Origin of the sequence: Streptomyces albofaciens JCM 4342 (assembly GCF_008634025.1) — a bacterium.
Lineage (GTDB): Bacteria > Actinomycetota > Actinomycetes > Streptomycetales > Streptomycetaceae > Streptomyces > Streptomyces albofaciens.
The window spans coordinates 4305304-4326500 of sequence record NZ_PDCM01000001.1 but is presented as its reverse complement, the minus strand read 5'-3'; the positions used below and the strand labels follow the sequence as shown (position 1 = coordinate 4326500).

Below are 21197 nucleotides of genomic sequence, written 5' to 3'. Positions count from 1 at the left end.
CTTTCTGCCACCCCCGAGCCGACCTCGAAGAACGGGCGAACTCGCAGGTCACAAGCGTGACCAGCGACGTCGCTCGATCACCGGTCACAGGACGGCTCGCCCCTGCCCAAAACTCAGACAATAAATGACACGGCAAGTCGTGGACATACACTTGAACGATCAGGCCGCCACCTGGAGCGCCATCACCGCAAGATCTGTCCGGAAAACAGGGCGCGACCCGTACCCCTGACTGAATTTGACCGGCACAAAGGAACTGCCTCTCCCACAGCCCCGGTAAACGCGTGGCCGACGGCCGGCACTTTTCCTCCGTCACCAAGTGACCGGGAGTGCCGATACCGAGAACGCGGAGCCGTTGACGTAGCGCAGTTCGTCGCGTGGCGTGGCCAGGCGGAGAGCGGGGATGCGCCGGAACAGAGTGCCGAGGACGATGCGCAGCTCCAGCCGGGCCAGATTCTTGCCGAGGCACTGGTGCGGTCCCCAGCCGAAAGCCAGGTGCCTGCGGTTGTCCCTGGTGACATCGAACGTGTCCGGGTCGGCGAAGGCCGCGGGGTCGCGGTTGGCGGCGGCGGCCAGGGCGGCGACGCCCTCATTCGCCCGTACCAGAGTGCCGCCGATCTCGACGTCCGCCGTGGCGCGGCGGATCAGGGACAGCTCGGCGACGGAGAAGAACCTCAGCAGTTCCTCCACCGCCGCCGGGGTCAGGCCCGGGTCGGCGGTGAGGAGGGCGAGCTGGTCGGGGTGTTCGAGGAGAGCCAGGGCCCCGAGTGCGGTCATCGTGGCGGTGGTCTCCAGGCCCGCGACGACCAGGAGTACGCACAGTTCGACCATGGCCCAGCGGCTCCCGTCACCGCTGAAGAGCTGGTGGCCCGCCAGCCTGCCCAGCAGGTCCTCGGGCCGCTCGGTCATCTTGGTGGCGCACAGCGCGTCGAAATACGCGGCCAGAAAGCGGAAGGCCTCGGTGCGGTCCGCATCAGCGGAGTCGTGGGCCATCAGCACCGTGGTACTGACGGTGAACTCCTGTCGGTCACTGGTCGGGATGCCCAGCAGCTCACACAGCACCAGACCGGACATCGGCACGGCCAGCGCGGACACCAGGTCGGCGGGCCGGGCGCCGGCCAGCATTTCGTCGAGCAGACCGTCGACGATGCGCTGGACCTTGGGGCCCAGTTCCCGCATGCGGCGGGCGGCGAACTCGCCGACGACCGCACGACGGGCGGGGCCGTGCTCGGGTGGGTCCATCTCGATCAGCGAGGGCCGGAAGCCGGGGAACACGGTCTCGCCGACGCGCATCCACGGGAAGTCCGGGTGCGAGCGGTCGGAGCTGAACCGGGCGTCGCCGAGCACGGCGCGGACGTCTTCATGGCGCGCGGCAACGAACACGGTGCGTCCGCTCGGGCCCGTCACCCTGGGCAGGCCGGGGTGCTCGCGCAGGCGGGCGTAGTCCGGCGGCGGGGAGAACGGGCAGGTCCGGGACATCGGCCACATCTCGGCTCGCAGGGGGCTCTGGTCGTGCATGGTCACCACCTCGGCTCTTCCGGAGATCAGGGGCAACCGTATGACGGGTGATTCCCGATTTTCCCTAGAATCCCGTTGAGGCCGGAATGCAGCCGTCCGTCCGTATCATGCGGGGGAAGCCGCTACTGTGCACTGATCCTTCTGGGGACGGTGGGGGCGTGTTGCGCGGGCTTGTAGACATGTATGCCCACCCGATGACTTCGTTTGACTTCGTCTGACTTCGTTCTGCCCGCCACGGGCAACTCTTCAAGTGCCGGACCGCGCTGGTGAACCGCCGCGAGCCCGTCGGCTCCCCGGCCGGGCCGCCGCATCCGGCCTGGCCGCAGCGTCCGGCCGGGCCCGAAAACGAGTGCCGTGCTCCAGCCCCACACCGTCACCGCCGCCTTCACCCACTCCTCCCCCACCGCCGCCGGTCCCTGCTGAGCGGCCACGGCTTTCACCCACCGGCCGGCCGGCGCCCGGGTGGTATTCGAAGTGCCACCACTCGTTGTCGTAGATGCGGTGGAGGCCGTAGCGGGCACCGTGTTCCTCAAGCCATCGCGCGCCTTCGAACGGGCGCACATCCAGCGCGATGCCCTTGACATGCTGGGACTCCGCCGGTGGCAGCACGAGCGTCCGGGCCGCGGCCGGTGAGCCGACGCGGCGCACCTCCTCGTCGAACAACCGTTGTTGTACGAGGGGATCGCGGTATCCCGAGGTGAGGCCGATGAGCTGCCCGTGGCGCCAGAGCGCCTCCGCGCGTGCGGCCGTGAATGCCGCCCTGGCGCCGTCGGTGAGCCCGGTGAGATCCTCGGCGGGAAACCGGAGTCCCAGCGCCCAGCCGCAGGCCAGTTCGCGGGCGCGGCGGGGACGGCGGACGAAGGCAACGGGCAGCAGGAGCACGGCGAGCAGCACCGCGAGTACGGCGAACAGCCGGTCACGGGGCCGAAGTGGGACGATGTGTGGTTCGTTCATGCCTCCAGGCAAGGGGGCGTGGTGTTGCCGGTGCGTATCCGGTTTTCGATATACCGGCGATATGCACCGGCTCGTAGCATCGGGCCATGCGTGTGTTGGTCGTCGAGGACGAGCCCTACATGGCAGAGGCCATCCGCGATGGGCTGCGCCTGGAAGCGATCGCGGCCGACATCGCCGGTGACGGTGATACCGCGCTGGAACTGCTGAGCACCAACGCTTACGCCATCGCCGTCCTGGACCGGGACATCCCCGGCCCGACCGGTGACGAGATCGCCCGGCACATCGTCGCTTCCGGCGGCGGCATGCCGATCCTCATGCTGACCGCCGCCGACCGGCTCGACGACAAGGCCAGCGGGTTCGAGCTCGGCGCCGACGACTACCTCACCAAGCCCTTCGACATGCGGGAACTCGTGCTCAGGCTCAGAGCACTCGACCGCAGGCGCGCCCACAGCAGGCCGCCTGTGCGAGAGATCGCGGGCCTGCGTGTGGATCCGTTCCGCCGCGAGGTCCACCGCGAGGGCCGCTACGTCGCGCTCACCAGGAAGCAGTTCGCCGTGCTCGAAGTCCTCGTCGCCGCCGAAGGCGGTGTCGTCAGCGCGGAGGAGTTGCTGGAGCGGGCGTGGGACGAGAACGCGGACCCGTTCACCAACGCCGTGCGCATCACGGTCTCGGCCCTGCGCAAACGCCTCGGCGAGCCCTGGCTGATCGCCACCGTGGCCGGGGTCGGTTACCGCATCGACACCGGACCGGACGCCGATGACCGGGGAGCGGGGCGTGGATAGGCGCCGGGGATTGAGCGTCCGCCTCAAGCTCACCCTCAGCTACGCCGGATTCCTCGTGATCGCGGGCGCCTTGCTGCTCGCCGCCGTGTGGGCATTCCTTCTGCGTGGACGGTCGCGCAGCCTGAACGTCCCCGATCCGTCCGACTTCCTCCGCGTCTTCCGCCCGAACAATTTCGGCCCCGTCGTCTTCGTACCGGCGGGAATCATGGTGCTGGCGTTCCTGTTGGTGTTCGGTCTCGTGGGCGGCTGGATTCTGGCCGGCCGGATGCTCGCCCCGCTGAGTCGCATCACCGACGTCACCCGCAGGGTGGCGACCGGGCCGCTCTCCCACCGCATTCGCCTGCCGGGCCGCCGGGACGAGTTCCGCGAACTCGCCGACTCCTTCGACGCCATGCTCGCGCAGCTCGAAGACCACGTCGCCGAACAGCAGCGATTCGCCGCCAACGCCTCTCATGAACTGCGCACCCCGCTGGCGGTCACGCAGGCGCTTCTCGACGTGGCCCGCAACGATCCGAACCGCGACATCGGCGAGCTCGTCGAGCGCCTCCGCGTGGTCAACACCCGAGCCATCGACCTCACTGAAGCGTTGCTCCTGCTCAGCCGCGCCGACCGGCGGTCCTTCACCAGGGAACACGTCGACCTGTCCCTCCTGGCGGAAGAAGCCACCGAAACGCTCCTCCCCTTGGCGGAAAAGCACGGCATCACCATAGAAACCTCCGGTGACACGAGCACCACCGCCGGCTCACCGGCGCTCCTGCTCCAGATGACCACGAACCTTCTGCACAATGCGATCGGCCACAACCTGCCTGAACAGGGCATCGTATGGGTGAATACCAGCGTCCGCCCCAACACCGTCGTGCTCACTGTCGAGAACACCGGCGAAAAGCTCACCTCACAACTGGTCCCGACACTCACCGAACCGTTCCAGCGCGGCACCGAACGCATACGCACCGGCCACGCGGGGGTCGGCCTCGGGCTGGCAATCGTCAAAAGCATCGCCCGGGCACACGACGGAACCCTCGCCCTCGCCCCCCGCCCCGCCGGCGGGCTCCGGGTCACGGTGCAACTGCCCGCCGCGTCAGCGCACACACAAACCGACCGATCTGTTGACCGCTGAGGCGGGATGGGCAACCGGCGGGCACGACCGCCCGGACCACGCCGCCGGTTTCCGCCATGTCCTCTTCGCGTCCCGCCCGCCGATTCCGCCACCGACAGGCTGTCTCAGCCTCTACGGGACATATAGACCTCGAACGCCTTGTAGAGCAGGCGGTTCAACGGCAGGTCCCATTCGCCGAGATACTCCACGGCTTCGCCGCCGGTGCCGACCTTGAACTGGATCAGGCCCAGGTGCGGGTCGTTCCCGTCCACGGTGTCGGTGATGCCGCGCAGGTTGTAGACCGTACAGCCGGCAGCCAGAGCGTCAGTGATCATCTTCCACTGCACGGCGTTCGACCCGCGTACCTCCCGCTTGGCCGTGGCGGAGGCGCCATAGCTGTACCAGGCGTGTTCTCCGACCCGGATCCAGATGGTGGCGGCGACGAGGTCACCTTCGTGGTGGGCGAGGTAGAGCCGGATCCGGTCCTTGTCCTCGGCCGACAGCGCCTCGAACATGGCCGGGAAGTAGCCGAACGGCCGTGGGATGAAGTGATCACGTTCCGCGGTCTCCAGGTAGACCCGGTAGAAGTCGGGCAGGTCCCCGACCCCGCCCTGGGTCACGATGACGCCCGCCTTGCCGGCCTTCTTGATGTTGCGCCGCCAGAGCTGGTTCATCCCCGCAAGAAGGTGATCCTCGTTCTTGCCGGCCAACGGGACCTGGAACACCCGGCGCGGCTGCCCGGCGGAGAATCCTTCTTCTTCTTTCGGCGGGCGCCAGCCCAACCGCCGGAGCTGGCTGCGTGCCCGGGCAGCGGCGTCGTTGACAGTGTCCGGCGGCACGTCGCTGAGCCTGGTGACCTCCGGGTCGGCGATCGCCGCCTTGATCGTCGCAGCACTCCAGGTGCGGGCCACCACCGTCGTCCCGATGCGTACGGCGAAGGCGCCGGAGCGCTTCAGGTGGTCCACCAGCGGGCCGAGCCAGCCGGCCAGATCGTCCGAGGCCCAGTCGATCACCGGCCCTTCGGGCAGGTACGCCAGCGACATCCTGAGCCCGGGCAGCCGCCGATACAGCACCAAGCCCGCGCCGACCAGTTGACCGCGGTCGTCGAACCAGCCCAGCGACTCCGACCCCCACTCGCTTTTCACCGAACCCCAAGCTGGGGTCTGCAGGAAACTCACCGCGGGCCGGGACGCGTTGAACGCGACGTGATCGCCCGACGTGATGGTCCGTACCCGAAAAGCCACAGCCGCTCCTACCTGTCGTCCTTGCGTCGATCCGCGGGCACATCGTGGGGTCCGGAGGCGAGCGCGGCGGCGACCTCGTCGAGGCGCGCCCCGCGGGAGGCCTTGACGAGCACCACATCGCCGGCCGTGAGCCGACCGCGCAGCCACTGGACGGCCGCGGCGTTGTCGGGCAGCGCCACCGCCCGCGCTCCGGCGCCGTCGGCGAGCGGCCGGCTGCCGACCGCGACCACCATGTCGGCCCGGACGGCGGCGTACTTCCCGACGGCGCGGTGCTCGGCCTCGCCGGCGGCGCCGAGTTCGAGCATCTCGCCGAGGATGGCGATGCGGCGCTTGCCCTCGATCGCCGCCAACGCGTCCAGGGCGGCACGGGCCGAGTCGGGGTCGGCGTTGAAGGAGTCGTCGAGCAGCGTCGCGCCGCCGGGGAGGTCACGCAGCTCCAAGCGCCACTTCGACAGCGCGACCGTGGGCAGCGCCGCCGCGGCCGCATCGAGGGAGACGCCGGCCGCCAGCCCCGCCGCCGCGGCGGCGGCCGCGTTGAGCGCCTGGTGCGCGCCCACGAGCGGCAGCGCGACCGGAGCCCGGGCGGCGGCGGTCCGCAGGGTGAAGGACGGCCGGGCGAGCCGGTCCAGCACCACGTCGAGTACGCGGACGTCGGCGTGTTCCGCCCGGCCGAAGGTCAGTACCGGGCGGTCGGTGAGCGAGCGCATCGCGGCCACCCGGGGATCGTCGGCGCTCAGGACCGCGGTGCCGCCGGGCGCCAGCCCCTGCACCAGCTCGCCCTTGGCCCGGGCGATCGCCGCGCGCGATCCGAGATGGCCGAGGTGGGCCCGGCCGACGTTGAGGACGACACCGACGTCGGGCGCGACCAGGCCGGTGAGCTCGGCGATGTCACCGATGCGGCGGACTCCCATCTCAAGGACGAGGAACCGGGTGGCCGCGTGGGAACGCAGCATGGTGAGCGGCACGCCCAGCTCGTTGTTGAGCGAGCCGATCGTGGCGATCGTCGGCGCGGCGCTCGACAGCACGGCCGCCAGCAGGTCCTTGGTGCTGGTCTTGCCGCGGGATCCGGTCACCCCCACGACGGTCAGCCCCTCGCGCAGCCGGGCCACGACGTGGGCGGCGAGCGCCTGCAACGCGGCCTTGGCGTCCTCGACGACGACGGTCGGCAGCGCCGTGGGCCGGGAGCCGAGCACGGCCACCGCGCCGGCCCGGCCGGCCTGGACGGCGTGGTCGTGACCGTCGGCGTGCCGGCCGGCGAAGGCGACGAAGAGGCCGCCCGGCTCGGCCTGCCGGCCATCGAGCACGGCCGGCGCGGTCACCGTCACGGCGCCGTCGCCCTCGACCGTTCCGCCGACGGCTGCGGCGATCTCGCCGAGGCTGAGCGGGATCACGTCCGGACCGTCCAAGGTCCGACGAAGGGCGTCACCGGACGGCCGCTCGCCATGACGGTGAGCGGTGGCGGGCCGGCGGAGCAGAGGACGGCAGTGGCTGATTCGCTGGAATGCATGCCGTCCAGTCAAGAGAGCCTGGTGTTGCCGACGCGTATGCGGTTTTCGATACGCCGACGATACGCTGCCGGCCAGCACCCCCGAGAGCATGGATGACAGCCGGCCGCGCCGGTTTTCACCCGTGAGGTCGAGCGGACAATCCGGCAGTTCGAGCATCAGGACCGGCAGCAGTGTCCCCGGCCGCCCGAGCGCCATTTCGGGACCGCCCGGAACTCTACGGACGGCACGGCAACGTGTTGCTCATTCACCCTGCCGGCATCCTTTGCGGTCGGGGTCTCGTCCTTGACCATCAAGACGGGCATCGTCCTCCCCGTCCAGCGGCCGGCAACGTATCGTCGGCGTATCAGTAAATGCATACGCGTCGGCAACACCGCGCTCTCTTGACTGGACGGTATGAGTTCCAGCGGACCCACACGAGCGGCGGCGTGCCGCACCCGAACGCCGTCGCCGTCGTCACCAGCTGTCCCGGCAACGGGAATCACGGCCTACGGGTGCGAGCAGGACGAGGCCCTTCTCTTCCGGGAAATGGCGCATCGCTTCGGCGTGGTGCCGACCATCACCGAGGAAGCGGTCTCTGAAGCCAATATCGGCCTGGCAGCCGGGAACCGATGTATCAGCGTCAGCCACAAGACACACGTCACCCGTGACACGCTCATCGCGCTGAGCCGCGCCGGTGTGGAATACCTCTCCACACGAAGCATCGGATGCGACCACATCGACGTGAGCTACGCGGAGAGCGTCGGTATCTCCGTCGGAAACGTGACGTATTCACCCGACAGCGTCGCCGACTACACGCTGATGTTGATGCTGATGACGGTGCGCCACGCGAAGGCCACCCTCCGCCGCGCCGATGCCCATGACTACCGGCTGAGTGAGACTCGCGGCAAAGAGCTGCGCGACCTGACGGTCGGGGTGGTCGGCACGGGGCGCATCGGCACAGCGGTCATCGACCGGCTGAGGGGCTTCGGCTGCCGCGTGCTGGCCTACGACAAGCGCCCCCGGACTTCTGCCGACCACGTGCCGATCGACGCGTTGCTCCGGCACAGCGACCTGGTCACGCTCCACACCCCGCTCACCGCGGAAACCCGCCATCTCCTCGATCGCCGGCGTATCGGGCAGATGAAGCACGGCGCGTTCCTCGTCAACACCGGACGAGGGCCGCTCATCGATACCGAAGCCCTTCTTCCGGCGCTGGAGAGCGGCAGATTGGGCGGCGCGGCACTGGACGTCCTCGACGGCGAGGAAAGAATTTTCTACACCGACTGCCGGGACAAGCCCATCGAGAACCGGTCACTGTTGCGCCTGCAAGAGCTGCCGAATGTGTTCATCAGCCCGCACACGGCCTATTACACCGACCACGCGCTGCGCGACACCATCAGAAACAGCCTCATCAACTGCCTCGACTTCGAAAGCGGGAGAACATGAACAGGGCGAGGATCGGCATCATCTTCGGAGGCTCTTCCGAAGAACACTCCGTCTCCGTCAAGTCCGCCCAAGAGGTCGCGAAGAACCTCGACACCGATAGCTACGAGCCGTACTGGATCGGCATCACGCGGTCCGGCGCCTGGAAGCTCTGCGACTTCCCCGGCACCGGCTGGGAGAACGGCGGCGCCCGTCCCGTCGTGCTGTCACCCGACCGAAGCGTCCACGGCCTGCTCGTCCTGGAACAGGGACGATGCGAAGTGATCCGCCTGGACCTCGTACTACCCGTTCTGCACGGCACACTCGGCGAAGACGGTGCGGTCCAGGGCCTGCTGGAGCTCTCCGGCATCCCCTATGCCGGCTGCGACGTCCAGAGCTCTGCCATCTGCATGGACAAATCCCTGACCTACACCGTCGCCAGGAGCGCGGGAATCGCCACGCCTGATTTCCGGGTGGTCACGGGGAACGGGAAGGTCGACGCCGGCCGGCTTCCTTATCCGGTCTTCGTGAAGCCGGCCCGTTCGGGCTCGTCCTTCGGCGTGAGCAAAGTCACCGGGGAAGAGGACCTGCCGAGCGCACTGGACGCGGCACGACAGTACGACTCGAAGATCCTGATCGAAGAGGCCGTGGCCGGGAGCGAGGTCGGCTGCGCGATCCTGGGGGATCCCTGCGCCCCGATCACGGGCGAGGTGGACCGCGTAGCCCTCTCACACGGATTCTTCAGGATCCACCAGGAGAACTCACCCGAGACCGGCTCGGAGAACTCGACGTTCATCGTTCCCGCCGACATCTCCGAAGCATCGCGCCGGCTCGTCCAAGAGAGCGCCAGGACCATCTACCGCGCCCTGGGCTGCCGGGGGCTTGCCCGCGTGGACATGTTCCTCAAGGAGGACGGCCAGGTGGTGCTCAACGAAGTCAACACCCTGCCCGGCATGACCTCCTACAGCCGCTATCCCCGGATGATGGCCGCCGCAGGACTGCCGCTCTCCGACGTGATCGACCGGCTCGTGTCGATGACACTGCACCGGAAAAAGCGATGAACGACGACTTCGTGTACCTGGACGAGCTGGTGCCCGGCATCCGCTGGGATGCCAAGTACGCCACCCGGGACAACTTCACCGGGAAGCCGGTGGACGGATACCTGGCCAACCGGATAGTCGGCACCAGAGCACTGTGCACCGCCCTTGGGCGAGCACAAGAAGAGGCCGCGTCCCTCGGCTTCGGCTTGCTCGTCTGGGACGGGTACCGTCCGCAACGCGCCGTCGACTGCTTTCTGCGCTGGTCGGCACAGCCGGAGGACGGCCGGACAAAGCAGCGCCACTACCCCAATATCGAAAGAGCCGAGCTTGTCGACAAGGGATACGTGGCCGCCAAGTCGGGCCACAGTCGTGGCAGTACCGTCGACCTGACGCTCTACAGCCTCGCCACCGGACAGATTGCCCGCATGGGCGGCGGCCACGATCTCATGGATCCGGTCTCACATCACGGAGCAAAAGGACTGGCGCCCACCGAAGCGGAAAACCGCGAGCACCTCTGCTCCATCATGGAGAACTGCGGGTTCGCTCGCTACGCCTGCGAGTGGTGGCACTACACGCTGGAAAGCGAGCCTTATCCGGATGTCTATTTCGACTTCCCCGTCACCTGACGGAACCCTCCTCCCCTACGTCTCACAGTGGGGAAGCCTGGACCGGAACGACGATGTCGTCATGCGGCGTGCCGCCCCATCGGGGCTCGACGTCTTCCTGAGGCACACCGATCCGTCACCACGGCACGACTGGGCCTCCGACGGGTACCACTCGCGCGAAGAGTACCTGTTCTGGTCCCGCAAGGTCTGCGGCTTGGCATGCCTGCAGTCCCTGCTCCACGGCTGGACGGACATCCGACTGCCGATGCGTGAACTCCTTGCGCTGGCCCTCGATTGGGGCTGCTACGTGGTGGACCCCCGGGGCAAGGTGCAGGGACTGATCTACAGGCCGTTCATGGCGTGGATCAGCTCGCAATTCGGATTCGCATGCCAACTGGTCGAGAACACGCCGATCCAGGAATCCGCCCGGGCGGTGCGCCCCGGGCACGTCCTGATCGCTTCGGTATCTCCTGAGATCCGCGACCCGGGAACCCACGAACCGCGGCGGGGAGGGCATCTTGTGCTGGTCCACGCGGTGCGAGGAACAACGGTGCGGTTCCATGATCCGTCGGGCTACTCCCACAACGCTGACTCCGCATCGCTGCCCATGCGCGTATTCGAGCGGTTCCACGCGGGACGAGGGATCCTGGTCAGCGCGGCATCGTGAGGCCGGGCGAACCGAACCGGCACCGCGTCGTCGTCACCGGCGCATACGAAGGGGCCGCGACGGGACGGGTGGTGTGTGGTCGCCCGTCCCGCGCGGCGGGTACACGGGACGCTGATCCCCGAGCGTCGTGCGGCAGTGGCCGACCCGTGCGTGGGGCGCCTGCCCGCACCGGCGGCCGGCAGGCTCCTCCGATCGGGTGCGGTGAGCCCCCGGCCGTCGCGGACACTGGGCCAGGGCCGTGCGGACAACGCATGCGAACGGCCACCGCGGCGCGGCGACGGTGGCCACTGCCCAGTTCGGACCGTATGCGACGAGCGTGGCTGCCGGGAGCCGCCACCGTCAGGCCGTGCTGGGGTGCGACCTCGGGGCAGGTGCGGTGCGGTCGGCCTCGTCCTGGACGAGCAGGGACAGCAAGGACGCCACGGTCAGGCCGAGGCCGGCTTCCACCGGGTGGCGCAACACCCTGCTGGGGTCGATCTCATAGGTGTTGGAGCGGCCGTCGCGGGTGTGGGAGAGGTATCCGTCCCGCTCCAGGTCCGCGATGATTTTCTGGACCGCGCGTTCGGTCAGCCGGCAGTGCGCGGCGATGTCGCGGACGCGGACGTGGTGGTCGTCGGCGATGGCGGCCAGCACCCGGGCATGGTTGGTCACGAACGTCCATCCGGTATGCGGCGGGGGCACTGCGTCCATCGTTCCACTCTACCGACCGGCCACTCACGCATCCCAACACCTGTAGTGATTTTCGTGTATCGATTGACGGGTATGAGTAGCCAGGGCAAGCCTGGGAGAGAAGGCGGCGAGCCGATGACGCGAGAGGACGGCCATGTCAGAAGCTCCGGACCTCCTTCCGGAGGACGACGCGGGATGCGACGGGGCAGCACCCGCCGCATCCGCGGTGGACCGGTCGGGAGACCGCGAGGTGCATGTCTTCCGGGACGGTGAACGCATCGGCGCGGCAGTACGAGGCGTCCTCGACCTGACCACCTGCCAGGTGATCGAACGCGATCTGCAAGAAGCCCTGCGCCGCACAGCCCACCGTCTCGACCTCCACCTCGACGCGGTGCCGTTCTGCGACTGCGCCGGGCTGAATCTGCTCCTGCGCCTGCGTCTGCGCGCCCTGGTGCACAACAAGACCGTCGTGATCTCCTCCAGCAGCCAGGCCGTCGACCGGCTGCTGGACGTCTCCGGAGCCCGCGCGCTGTTCGCCCCCGCGCTCCCGGACGGCCAGGAGTCCTCCGGCTCCGCGACTCCGGCGCAGCACGAGGACAAGCGTGAGGACTTGTCCGCCGAAGTCGCCCAGCTGCGCCGCGCCATGCAGACCCGCCCGGCCATCGACCTGGCCCGCGGCATCCTGATGGCCACCTTCAGCCTCAGCCCCGAGGCCGCCTGGTCGGTGCTGGTCGCCGCCTCCCAGAACACCAACACCAAACTGCACCGCCTAGCCCAGGACCTGGTCAACAGCGTCCACGGGCCAGCCCTGCCCGCGACCGTACAAGGGCACTTGAAAGCCGCGGTCGCGAAGGCCAAGCAGACCCCGGCGCCCTCGGGGCAGGCGGGGCGACCCGCCGGTCAGGCGAACTCCGTGCCCCGGCAGTGGCGCACGGCACCCGGCGGGTAGCCACTGCCGCAGCCGGAACGCCGACCGCTGCCGTCCCCGCCACCGGGCCGGGCATCGCGAGGTACTCCGCACCACGCCGGGGCCCTGCTCGGCCGCCCGCACCCTGGCCATGGCCGGGCTGTCCCCGTACGAGCTGACGCGCACCCTTGACACCTTGTGCCCAGCGGCACTGGCCACACCAACGAAGTCAGCGTGCTGCTGAACACCTTCCCGCCGCGCCGCCCGCACACCCGGGTCGGCAGTCTGACGGCTTCGCCTCCGCACACGGAATGCTCTCCGCCGGTGCGCCCGGGGCGCACTCCGGACGCGGCCGGGAAACTGCGGCGCGCGGGGTGTCGGGCCGGGGCGGAAGAGGGAACGATGGACTCAGGCACGGATGTCCGGCCGACCAGCGGCACCGGCCGACGCGTGGGAGCCGCGCCGCGACCAGCGCGCTGTCCGCCGGCCCGGCGAAAGGCGTAGACGGCCATGCCCAACGGCCCGCGGGCGCTGCGACCCGGCTCCCCCTCTCCCGGTGACGGACCCTCCGCGGCGCCCCGCCCGTCGCCCGGCGGCGGGCCCGGCATCCCCGCACCCGCCGCGAAACCCGCCGCCGGCGCTGCTGCGGCCGCACCGCGCGGTACGCAGGCGATAAAAATCCTGCTCGTGGACGACCGGGTGGAAAACCTCCTGGCCCTGGAGGCCGTCCTGGCCCCGCTGCGCCACCGTCTCGTGCGCGCCACCTCCGGCGAGGCCGCCCTCAAGGCGCTGCTGTCCGACGAGTTCGCGCTGATACTGCTCGACGTGCAGATGCCGCGCATGGACGGCTTCGAGACCGCCGTGCACATCAAACGCCGCGCCCGCACCCGCCACGTACCGATCATCTTCCTGACGGCCGCCGGTCACAGCGCCCACCACACCTTCCGCGGCTACGCGGTCGGTGCCGTCGACTACCTGGTCAAACCCTTCGACCCCTGGGTCCTGCGCGCCAAGGTCAGCGTCTTCGTCGCGCTGTACGACATCAACCGCCGCCTGCACGAGCAGGCCGCCCTGCTGAAAGCCGCGCACCGGCACCGCGTCAGCCGGCCGGCCACCACATCGGCCGTGAGCCCGGTGCTCGTCGAAATCGACGCCCGGCTGCGCGAGGCCGAGGACGTCGCCCAGGACCTGTACGCCCAGCTCCCCGCCCACGCCCTTCCGGCCGGTACCCTCGCCACCGCCGCGGCCCTGGCCCAGCACCTGTCCCTGCTGCGCCAGTACACCGACCTCCTGCTCGACCACACCACCCCAGCCCCTCCCCGGGACCGGCAGCCTCCTGTGCCGGACGACTCCTGACACCGCGCCCCTGCGAACCGTCCAGGGCGTTCCGCGGTAAGTCTCCCGCGCCGCGGCCACCGGAACCGTATGCTGGTCCTTTTGCGTGACCACTCCGGGTACCCACACAGCGGCCGATGGCGCGATACTGACGGTGAAGCGATGGAGGAGGGCTGCTTGGAGCTCTCGCAGGGGTCTGGCGGGCCGTTGCCCGGCGAGGCCGTATTGACGGTGTGCCCGTTGCCGGACCGGCCGGGGCTTCGGGCGGCAGGGGAGATCAGCTTGAGCACACGCCCCGTCTGGGAAGGGGCACTGGAGCGTCTTGCCCGGTGCGAGGACGACGTCTTCCACATGGAGATGTCGGCGGTGACCTTCATCGATGTGGCCGGCGCGTCCGCCTTGGCCCTGACCGCGCACAACCTGGGCGAGGGGCGGCGCGTCGTGGTCAGCCGGCCGCCGGGTACGCTGCGGCGTCTGCTGGAGCTGTTCTGGCCCGATCTGGCGGCGATGGAGGTGACGCTGTGATGCATGCTCTCCCGGCCGACGGGCCCTTCTCTCACCCCGCACTGTTCTACTGGGACGACCAGCAGTATGTGGAGGGGACGGTACCGTTCATCCTCAACGGCTTGGAGGCGGGGGAACCGGTGGCCGTCGCCGTCCCCGCCGCCCGGCACGGAATGCTGAAGGAGCAGCTGGGCCGGTTCGCCGATGCGGTGCGCTTCATCGACATGACCCAGGCGGGGCGCAACCCGGGCCGGATCATCCCGGGGGTGCTGCGGGCCTTCGCCGACGCCCAGCCGCACGGACGCGTCTGGATCATCGGTGAGCCGATCTGGCCGCAGCGCACCGATGTGGAGTACCCGGCCTGTGCCCAGCACGAGGCGCTGATCAACGCGGCGTTCCACGGCCGTGCCGTATCGATCCTGTGCCCCTACGACGCGGCCGGCCTGGATGCCACGGTGCTGGCCGACGCGCACGCCACGCACCCGTTGATCATCGATCCGGGCGGCCGGCGGACCAGCCCCGCCTACGACCCCGAGGGCATCGTCGCCCGCTACAACCAGCCGCTGGCTCCCCCGCCCACCGCGACGGCGGCCGACTTCGGCGCACCGGAACTGGCCTCGGTACGGCGCTGGGCCACCGGGCGGGCGCGCGAGCTGGGGCTGACCGGGTCCCGGCTGCAGGACATGGAGCTGGCGGTGGCCGAGCTGACCACCAACAGCGTGGTACACGGCGGGGGTTCGGGTACCTTGCGGATCTGGTCCGAAGGACAGCAGGTGGTGTGGGAGGTGTGCGATCGCGGACGGCTGGCCGACCCGCTGGCCGGACGGCACCCCGCGCCTGCGGGACGGCCCGGCGGGCGTGGGCTGCTGCTCGTCCAGCTGGTCGCCGACCTCGTACGGATGCACACCAGCGAGCACGGCACCACGGTGCGCTGCTATTTCACCTGCTAGCCGCTGCCGCACGGGGGCGGAGCGCCGGGTGCGGCGGCCAGCGCCGCCTCGATGTCGGGGTAGACAGGAATGAAATGGTGCAGCCCGATCTGGTGCAGCGCCCTGCTCACGCGCTCGGGCGCCGCGGCCAGGGCCAGGGTTCCGTGACGTATGCGGGCCTCGCGCATCAGACCGATCAGGGAGCTGATGCCGGAGGAGTCGCAGAAGGTGACCGCGGAGAAGTCGAGCAGCAGGCACCCCGGGCCCTCGCTGATGAGCCGGCGCGCCTGGCTGTACAGGGCGTCGGCGCTGCTGAAGTCGATCTCGCCGGTGACGGCGGCCACCGTCCACGTGCCCATCCGGCGAGCGTCGTGCACCGTCAGGTCCGTATCGGCCATGCCCTGCCCTTCGCTGTGGGTCAATCCGCCTGCCGTGGTCCTGGTAGACCCCGCTCGCGGCCTGGGCCGGCAGCCGGCACGGCCAGCGCCACCACGGCCACGTCGTCGCACACCGCGGTCTCCAGGTCCGTCAGCAGCGCACTGATCGCCTCGGTCAGTGCGGCAGCCCCGGCCCCGGCCTGCGAGGGCAGCAGACGCGCCAGGCCGTCCTCGCCCAGCAGGCTGCTGTCGGCAAGGCGTGCCTCGGTCAGCCCGTCGGTGTACAACAGCAGCGCGTCGCCCGGCCCCAAGTGGGCATCGCACTCCGCGAAGGTGGCCTCCGCCAGGGCTCCGACGAGCATGCCACCCTCCGGCCGCAGGCGTTCGACCGTGCCGTCGGCGCGCAGCACGAAAGCGCTCGGGTGGCCGCCGCTGCCCAGCACCATGGTGAAGCCCCGCTGTACCGGCGGCCGGCCGGCGGGGTCACGCCGCAGCAGCCCGTACATGGCGGTGCAAAAACCCGGCCGCCCTTCCCCGGGGGCCGTCAGCAAGGTCCGGTTCAAGGCGCCCAGCACAGCCGTAGGCGCCGGATCGTGCAGGGCCTGGGCGCGGACCGTGTGGCGGATCAGCGCGGTCAGGGATGCGGCCTGGGCTCCCTTGCCGCATACGTCCCCGACCACGAAGGCCCACTGATTCCCGGGCAGGGAGAAGACGTCGTAGAAGTCACCACCGATCTGCCGGGGGCCGACGGTGCGCAGATGACTGGCGAGTTCCAGCCCCGGCACGGTGGGCAGTTGCGGCGGGGCGAGCATGCGTTCCAGCGTGGCGGCCAGCAGCTCCCTCTCGGCCGACTCCGCCTCGGCCCGCTTTCGGCGGCGGCGTTCGGCGCGCACCGTCGAGGCGGCGCGGCAGCGCGTCTCCAGTTCGTCCATGACCACCGCGGCCAGGTCCTGCAGCGCCTCCAGTTGCTCGGTGGTGGCATGGCGGGGGCGGGTGTCCCACACGTCCACCGTGCCCAGCCGGTGGCCCTCGCGCGTGGTCAGCGGGCAGGCGGCGTAGAACCGTACGCCCGGCGGCCCGGTGACCAGCGGGTGGCCGGACGCCGCCGCGTCGCGCAGGGTGTCGGGGACGACGTACGGGCCGTCAGCCAGCAGCGCCGCTTCCGCCAAGCCAGGGCACCGAGCGGCGTCGGTGATCCCTTTCAGACCGCGGGAAGCCTTGAACCACGCCCGGTGCGCGTCGACGACGGTCACGGTGGCGATGGGTGCGTCGAACCAACGGGCCGCCAGGGCCACGATGCGGCCGAAGGACGGCTCGGCGGGGATGTCCACGATTCCGTAACGGGTCACTGCGGCCAACCGGCCCCTTTCCGTGACAGCGGTGTTCATCCTGCCCCTCCCCTGCGGCCCGGTCACGGTGCGGGCTCACCATCCCGCCCTGCTTCTCGCCCTTCAGGGCAGCGCGGTGGCCGATGCAACGGCGCCACAGCTGCTGCCGCCCCTGGGAGAACAGATCACAAAGCACGCGCCCCCGATGCACAGGCATCGTCGCGAGCGTATCGGAGCACCGCGGCACACGCTCCCCCAGCGCCGCCTTCGCCTTCGATCGTGTGAACGGGGCCACCCAAAGGTTTGATTTCGAAACCGAGGACAGAGACAGAGCACGTCGGGGGTTTCGCTCGCCACCGCGCCCCCCGCCCCGTTCGCTGCTCCGTTCGCTCTCCGCTCGCCGCTCCGGCGGGCCCGTGATCTGCCCGCACCGCGGCAACGGCAGCGCGCGGACGGCTTGTTGTCCGGTGGCGGCGGGCGCGGCGGCGGTGACCCGGTCACGGCGTACGGGCGGCGTGCCCGCCTCCGTACGGACTTGGTCCAGACCTATTGACGGCCCCTGCGCGTCACCCTACGGTTCGGGCAGCGCGACGCGCGGGTTCCGGCCACCGCCCGCACGCCGCCACCCCCGCACGCCCCCACTCGGCACCACCCCCACCCCGCTCCACCGGTCCCCCTCCTCCGTCACCGCCGGCCACCGCCGGGAAGGAGCACATCATGTTCGGTCGGGCGCTTCGCCTGCTCGGAATCGGCCTGGCGATGGTCTGCGCCGCCCAGGTGCCGGCCGCCGCGGCCCCGCACGCCGCACCCCGGGACGCCACCTGTCCGGTCAAATCCAGACCCGCGGGCAAGGTGCTCCAGGGCTACTGGGAGAACTGGGACGGCGCCGCCAACGGCGTCCACCCGCCGTTCGGCTGGACCAGGATCACCGACCCCCGGATCGCCCAGCACGGCTACAACGTCCTCAACGCCGCCTTCCCCGTGATCCGCTCGGACGGCACGGTCCTGTGGGAGGACGGCATGGACGCGACGGTGAAGGTCGCGACGCCGGCCGAGATGTGCGAGGCCAAGGCGGCGGGCCAGACGATCCTGATGTCCATCGGCGGCGCCGCGGCGGGTATCGACCTCAGCTCCAGCAAGGTCGCCGACCGGTTCGTGGAGACGGTGGTGCCGATCCTGCAGAAGTACAACTTCGACGGCATCGACATCGACATCGAGACCGGGCTCACCGGCAGCGGCAACATCAACACCCTGTCCGCCTCGCAGGCCAACCTGATCCGCATCATCGACGGGGTGCTCGCCAGGATGCCGTCCAACTTCGGCCTGACCATGGCGCCGGAGACGGCGTACGTCACCGGGGGCAGTGTGACGTACGGCTCGATCTGGGGCGCCTACCTGCCGATCGTGAAGAAGTACGCGGACAACGGCCGCCTCTGGTGGCTCAATATGCAGTACTACAACGGGAGCATGTACGGCTGCTCCGGCGACGCCTACTCCGCCGGCACCGTCCAGGGCTTCACCGCGCAGACGGACTGCCTGAACAAGGGCCTGGTGATCCAGGGCACCACCATCAAGGTCCCCTACGACAAGCAGGTCCCGGGCCTGCCGGCGCAGCCCGGCGCGGGCGGCGGCTACATGTCACCGGGCCTGGTCGGCCAGGCGTGGAACACCTACCGCGGCGGGCTGAAGGGCCTGATGACCTGGTCGGTCAACTGGGACGGCTCCAAGGCGTGGTCGTTCGGGAACAACGTCAAGGCGCTTCAGGGGCGCTGATCCGAACCGCACGTCCGAAGCGGTACGCATCCGAAGCGGTACGTGTCCGATCCGGTACGCATTCGGCCCCGTACACATCCGAACCGGTACGCGGCGGGCCCGGGCATCCGTCCGGGCCCGCCCGCGTACGGGCTCAGCTCTCGCCCTCCTGGGAGGGGTGCAGGCCCAGCATCTCCAGGAGCATCTTCAGCTCGTCGGCGTCGCGGGCCTGGCCGGCCAGGGTCAGCCGGGCCTGCTGCCGCACGGCGCCGGCCTCGTCGCCCTCGGGCGCGGCCGGGTCGGTCGGGTTCTCGCTGCGGTGGTCTTCCTTAATCATCACCGCCATTGTCCCATCACCCCGGAAGGCGCGGACACCCCGGGGCCCGGCCGGCCGCGGTTCCCCGGAGCGCAGCCCGCGCGGCCGATTCCTGAAGCCGCTCTCAGGAAATGCGAATTCCGCCGCCACGGGCCGGCCGCTCGCCGGTAATTCTGAAGGCGCTTTCAGATCCGCCGGAATTACCGAGGCCTTTTGACCACCTCACGCATTGCGTGCCATCATTCTTTTCGGCGCCGGTCGCAGGAGGCCGCCGCGCCGCCGTGCCGAAGAATTCGAGGAGGTGGTCGTTGTGCTCTACGGCGAACCTCCCAGTTACCCTCGCCGTCCCCGCTGACCGGGCCGGACGGCCCGCGGCGAACCCTGTCGGGCCGTGCTCCCCGTGGCCGCCGCCACGCCGGGCCGCCCGCATGAATTCTTACGGGTACTTCCATGAAATTCCACCGGTTTCCGGCCGGTGGCGCACTGCGCGCTGCCCGCCTGCGCCCCGTGGACCTGCTGGTCCTCTGCGGCGTTCTCGCACTCCTGTATCTCGTCATACGGGTCGGCGCCACCGCCGACCGTCCTTTCGACCCCGGAAATCCGCCGGCCGTCTCCACCGATCCGCGGCACCTGCCGTACTACGCGGCGCGTTCCGTGCTGCGGATGTTCGCGGGGCTGGTGCCCGCGGTGCTCTTCACCTTCGTGTTCGGGACGTGGGCCGCCCGGTCCCGGCGGGCGGCCAAGGTGATCGTCCCGGCGATCGACATCCTCCAGTCCGTACCGGTGCTGACCTTCCTGAGCATCACCGTCACCGGCTTCGTCGCGCTGTTCCCGCACTCCACGCTGGGCCTGGAATGCGCGTCGGTCTTCGCCGTCTTCACCGCGCTGGTGTGGAACATGGCGCTGGCCTTCTACCAGTCGCTGACCACCCAGCCCAGGGAGCTGGACGAGGCGGCCCGGCTGATGGGGCTGACCCGCTGGCAGCGGTTCTGGAAGCTGGACGTGCCCAGCGGCATGATCGCGCAGGTCTGGAACGGCATGATCAGCTTCGGTGCCGCCTGGTTCGCGCTCAGCGCCTCCGAGACGATCACCGTCAACAACCGGGACAACGCCCTGCCGGGCATGGGCTCGTACGTGGCCCGGGCGCTCGCCGACGGGGAGGGTGCCCGGGTCGCCCTGGCCATCGTCGTCATGGTCGCGATGGTGGTGTCGGTCAACTTCCTCTTCTGGCGGCCGGTGACGGCGTGGACCGAGCGGTTCCGTACCGAGGACTGCGAGATCGCCGAGCAGCCGCGCAGTCTCGTGCTGGAGCTGCTGCGCCGCTCCACGCTGCCGGGCCGCCTGGGGCGCGCGCTGCGCCCGGCCGGTGAACGGCTCGACCGCGCGATGCGGGTGCTGGGCACCGGCGGCGGGCGGCCCCGGGCGGCGCGCGACGAGGCCCGGCGCAAGCGGGGCGACCTGGTCTTCTCCGTGCTGTACGCGCTGGGCGTCGCGGCGATCGTCTGGCAGGCCGTCTCGTACGTCCTGGCCCGTGTGCCGCTCCCCGAGATCGGCCACGACGCGCTGCTCGCACTGATCACCTACGGCCGGGTGCTGCTGCTGGTCGCCTTCTCCACCGTGGTGTGGGTGCCCATCGGCGTGTGGATCGGGATGCGCCCGAGGGTCAACCGGTTCGCCCAGCCGGTCGTGCAGGTGCTGGCGTCCTTCCCCTCGAACTTCGTCTTCCCGCTCGTCGTCATCGTGCTGGGCGCCTCCGGCATCTCGCTGAACTGGGGCTGCGTCGTGCTGATGGCGCTCGGCGCCCAGTGGTACGTGCTGTTCAACGTCATCGCGGGAGCCAGCGCCATCCCCGGCGACCTCCGTGAGGCCGCCGCCGACCTGGGGCTGCGCGGCCGGCTGCGCTGGACGAAGCTGATCCTGCCGGCGGTCTTCCCCTCGTACGTCACCGGCGCGCTGACCGCCTCGGGCGGCGCCTGGAACGCGTCGATCCAGGCCGAGATCGTCACCTACGGCAGCACCACGCTCACCGCGGTCGGCATCGGCGCGTACATCCAGCAGGCCACCGCCGACGGCGACTTCGCCCGCAACTTCCTCGGCGCCGTGCTGATGAGCGTCTACGTCGTCGTCATCAACCGGCTGTTCTGGCGGCGGCTGTACCGCTTCGCGATGAAGCGCTGCGCCCTGTGACGGTCCCCTCACCCACTTCGTGACGGCCCCCTCACCCCTTCCCCCGGCCCGGGCCTCCGGACCGCCGCCGCGCCCGGGCCG

20 protein-coding genes are annotated in these 21197 nt (G+C 70.1%); 12 read left to right on the top strand and 8 right to left on the bottom strand.

Features of this window, described 5'->3' with window-relative positions:
• Nucleotides 1-309 precede the first annotated feature (309 nt).
• Nucleotides 310-1515, bottom strand: a complete 1206-nt coding sequence (locus CP973_RS19250) for a cytochrome P450 (protein WP_150242359.1) — start codon at nt 1513-1515, stop codon at nt 310-312.
• Nucleotides 1516-1761: 246 nt separating this feature from the next.
• Nucleotides 1762-2469 (bottom strand): D,D-peptidase/D,D-carboxypeptidase VanY-N, encoded by a 708-nt coding sequence (gene vanY-N, locus CP973_RS19245; RefSeq protein WP_244409605.1) that lies wholly within the window; start codon nt 2467-2469, stop codon nt 1762-1764.
• An 86-nt stretch (nt 2470-2555) separates the two neighbouring features.
• Here vanY-N and CP973_RS19240 point away from each other — a divergent pair, with 86 nt between their 5' ends.
• Entirely contained in the window at nt 2556-3251 is a 696-nt protein-coding gene (locus tag CP973_RS19240) for a response regulator transcription factor (protein WP_150242357.1), read from the top strand.
• The gene (locus CP973_RS19235; RefSeq protein ID WP_150242355.1) at nt 3244-4368 is read left to right on the top strand and encodes a sensor histidine kinase; all 1125 of its coding nucleotides are present in this window, start codon (nt 3244-3246) and stop codon (nt 4366-4368) included. The genes CP973_RS19240 and CP973_RS19235 overlap by 8 nt, the downstream gene beginning before the upstream one ends.
• Before the next feature lie 104 nt (nt 4369-4472).
• Here the strand turns inward: CP973_RS19235 and CP973_RS19230 are convergent, their stop codons facing one another.
• Both CP973_RS19230 and CP973_RS19225 read right to left on the bottom strand, forming a co-directional pair.
• The gene (locus tag CP973_RS19230) at nt 4473-5591 is read right to left on the bottom strand and encodes a lipid II:glycine glycyltransferase FemX (RefSeq protein ID WP_150242353.1); all 1119 of its coding nucleotides are present in this window, start codon (nt 5589-5591) and stop codon (nt 4473-4475) included.
• A gap of 8 nt (nt 5592-5599) precedes the next feature.
• A complete protein-coding gene (locus CP973_RS19225) occupies nt 5600-6982 on the bottom strand; it encodes a UDP-N-acetylmuramoyl-tripeptide--D-alanyl-D-alanine ligase (RefSeq protein ID WP_150242351.1) in 1383 nt (460 codons plus the stop codon).
• 510 nt (nt 6983-7492) lie between these two features.
• Here CP973_RS19225 and CP973_RS19220 point away from each other — a divergent pair.
• From CP973_RS19220 to CP973_RS19205, 4 genes are all read left to right on the top strand, one after another.
• Entirely contained in the window at nt 7493-8524 is a 1032-nt protein-coding gene (locus CP973_RS19220; protein WP_150242348.1) for a D-isomer specific 2-hydroxyacid dehydrogenase family protein, read from the top strand.
• Entirely contained in the window at nt 8521-9561 is a 1041-nt protein-coding gene (gene vanA / locus CP973_RS19215; RefSeq protein ID WP_150242346.1) for a D-alanine--(R)-lactate ligase, read from the top strand. The genes CP973_RS19220 and vanA overlap by 4 nt, the downstream gene beginning before the upstream one ends.
• Nucleotides 9558-10166: a D-Ala-D-Ala dipeptidase VanX gene (gene vanX / locus CP973_RS19210; protein WP_150242345.1), complete on the top strand. Its 609-nt coding sequence runs from the start codon at nt 9558-9560 to the stop codon at nt 10164-10166. Before vanA ends, vanX begins: the two co-directional genes overlap by 4 nt.
• Nucleotides 10167-10227: 61 nt before the next feature.
• On the top strand, nt 10228-10812 hold the full coding sequence (locus CP973_RS19205) for a hypothetical protein (protein ID WP_150242343.1): 585 nt from the start codon (nt 10228-10230) through the stop codon (nt 10810-10812).
• 339 nt (nt 10813-11151) lie between these two features.
• Here CP973_RS19205 and CP973_RS19200 read toward each other — a convergent pair whose 3' ends face one another.
• Nucleotides 11152-11502, bottom strand: coding sequence for a helix-turn-helix transcriptional regulator (locus tag CP973_RS19200; protein ID WP_150242341.1), 351 nt, complete (start codon nt 11500-11502; stop codon nt 11152-11154).
• A 133-nt stretch (nt 11503-11635) separates the two neighbouring features.
• Here CP973_RS19200 and CP973_RS19195 point away from each other — a divergent pair, with 133 nt between their 5' ends.
• The 4 genes from CP973_RS19195 to CP973_RS19180 all read left to right on the top strand — a co-directional run bounded on the left by CP973_RS19195 (nt 11636) and on the right by CP973_RS19180 (nt 15177).
• Entirely contained in the window at nt 11636-12430 is a 795-nt protein-coding gene (locus CP973_RS19195) for an ANTAR domain-containing protein (RefSeq protein WP_150242339.1), read from the top strand.
• Between the two features lie 645 nt (nt 12431-13075).
• Nucleotides 13076-13744 carry a response regulator gene (locus CP973_RS19190; protein WP_341874827.1) on the top strand — a complete coding sequence of 223 codons (669 nt, stop codon included), beginning with the start codon at nt 13076-13078 and terminating at the stop codon, nt 13742-13744.
• A gap of 210 nt (nt 13745-13954) precedes the next feature.
• Nucleotides 13955-14248 carry an STAS domain-containing protein gene (locus tag CP973_RS19185; RefSeq protein ID WP_341874836.1) on the top strand — a complete coding sequence of 98 codons (294 nt, stop codon included), beginning with the start codon at nt 13955-13957 and terminating at the stop codon, nt 14246-14248.
• Entirely contained in the window at nt 14248-15177 is a 930-nt protein-coding gene (locus CP973_RS19180) for an anti-sigma factor RsbA family regulatory protein (protein WP_150242333.1), read from the top strand. The genes CP973_RS19185 and CP973_RS19180 overlap by 1 nt, the downstream gene beginning before the upstream one ends.
• Here CP973_RS19180 and CP973_RS19175 read toward each other — a convergent pair.
• Together CP973_RS19175 and CP973_RS19170 are read right to left on the bottom strand one after the other, a co-directional pair.
• Nucleotides 15174-15554, bottom strand: a complete 381-nt coding sequence (locus CP973_RS19175) for an STAS domain-containing protein (RefSeq protein WP_150242331.1) — start codon at nt 15552-15554, stop codon at nt 15174-15176. The genes CP973_RS19180 and CP973_RS19175 overlap by 4 nt on opposite strands.
• Nucleotides 15555-15574: 20 nt before the next feature.
• Entirely contained in the window at nt 15575-16882 is a 1308-nt protein-coding gene (locus CP973_RS19170; protein ID WP_244409604.1) for a PP2C family protein-serine/threonine phosphatase, read from the bottom strand.
• A gap of 696 nt (nt 16883-17578) precedes the next feature.
• Between CP973_RS19170 and CP973_RS19165 the strand changes: the two genes are divergently transcribed.
• Complete coding sequence (locus tag CP973_RS19165) at nt 17579-18634, top strand: chitinase (RefSeq protein ID WP_150242327.1); 1056 nt, start codon at nt 17579-17581, stop codon at nt 18632-18634.
• A 133-nt stretch (nt 18635-18767) separates the two neighbouring features.
• On the opposite strand, the gene CP973_RS19160 is transcribed toward CP973_RS19165, so the two are convergent.
• Entirely contained in the window at nt 18768-18950 is a 183-nt protein-coding gene (locus tag CP973_RS19160; protein WP_150242325.1) for a hypothetical protein, read from the bottom strand.
• A 429-nt stretch (nt 18951-19379) separates the two neighbouring features.
• Between CP973_RS19160 and CP973_RS19155 the strand changes: the two genes are divergently transcribed.
• A complete protein-coding gene (locus tag CP973_RS19155) occupies nt 19380-21116 on the top strand; it encodes an ABC transporter permease (protein ID WP_150242323.1) in 1737 nt (578 codons plus the stop codon).
• Nucleotides 21117-21197 lie beyond the last annotated feature (81 nt).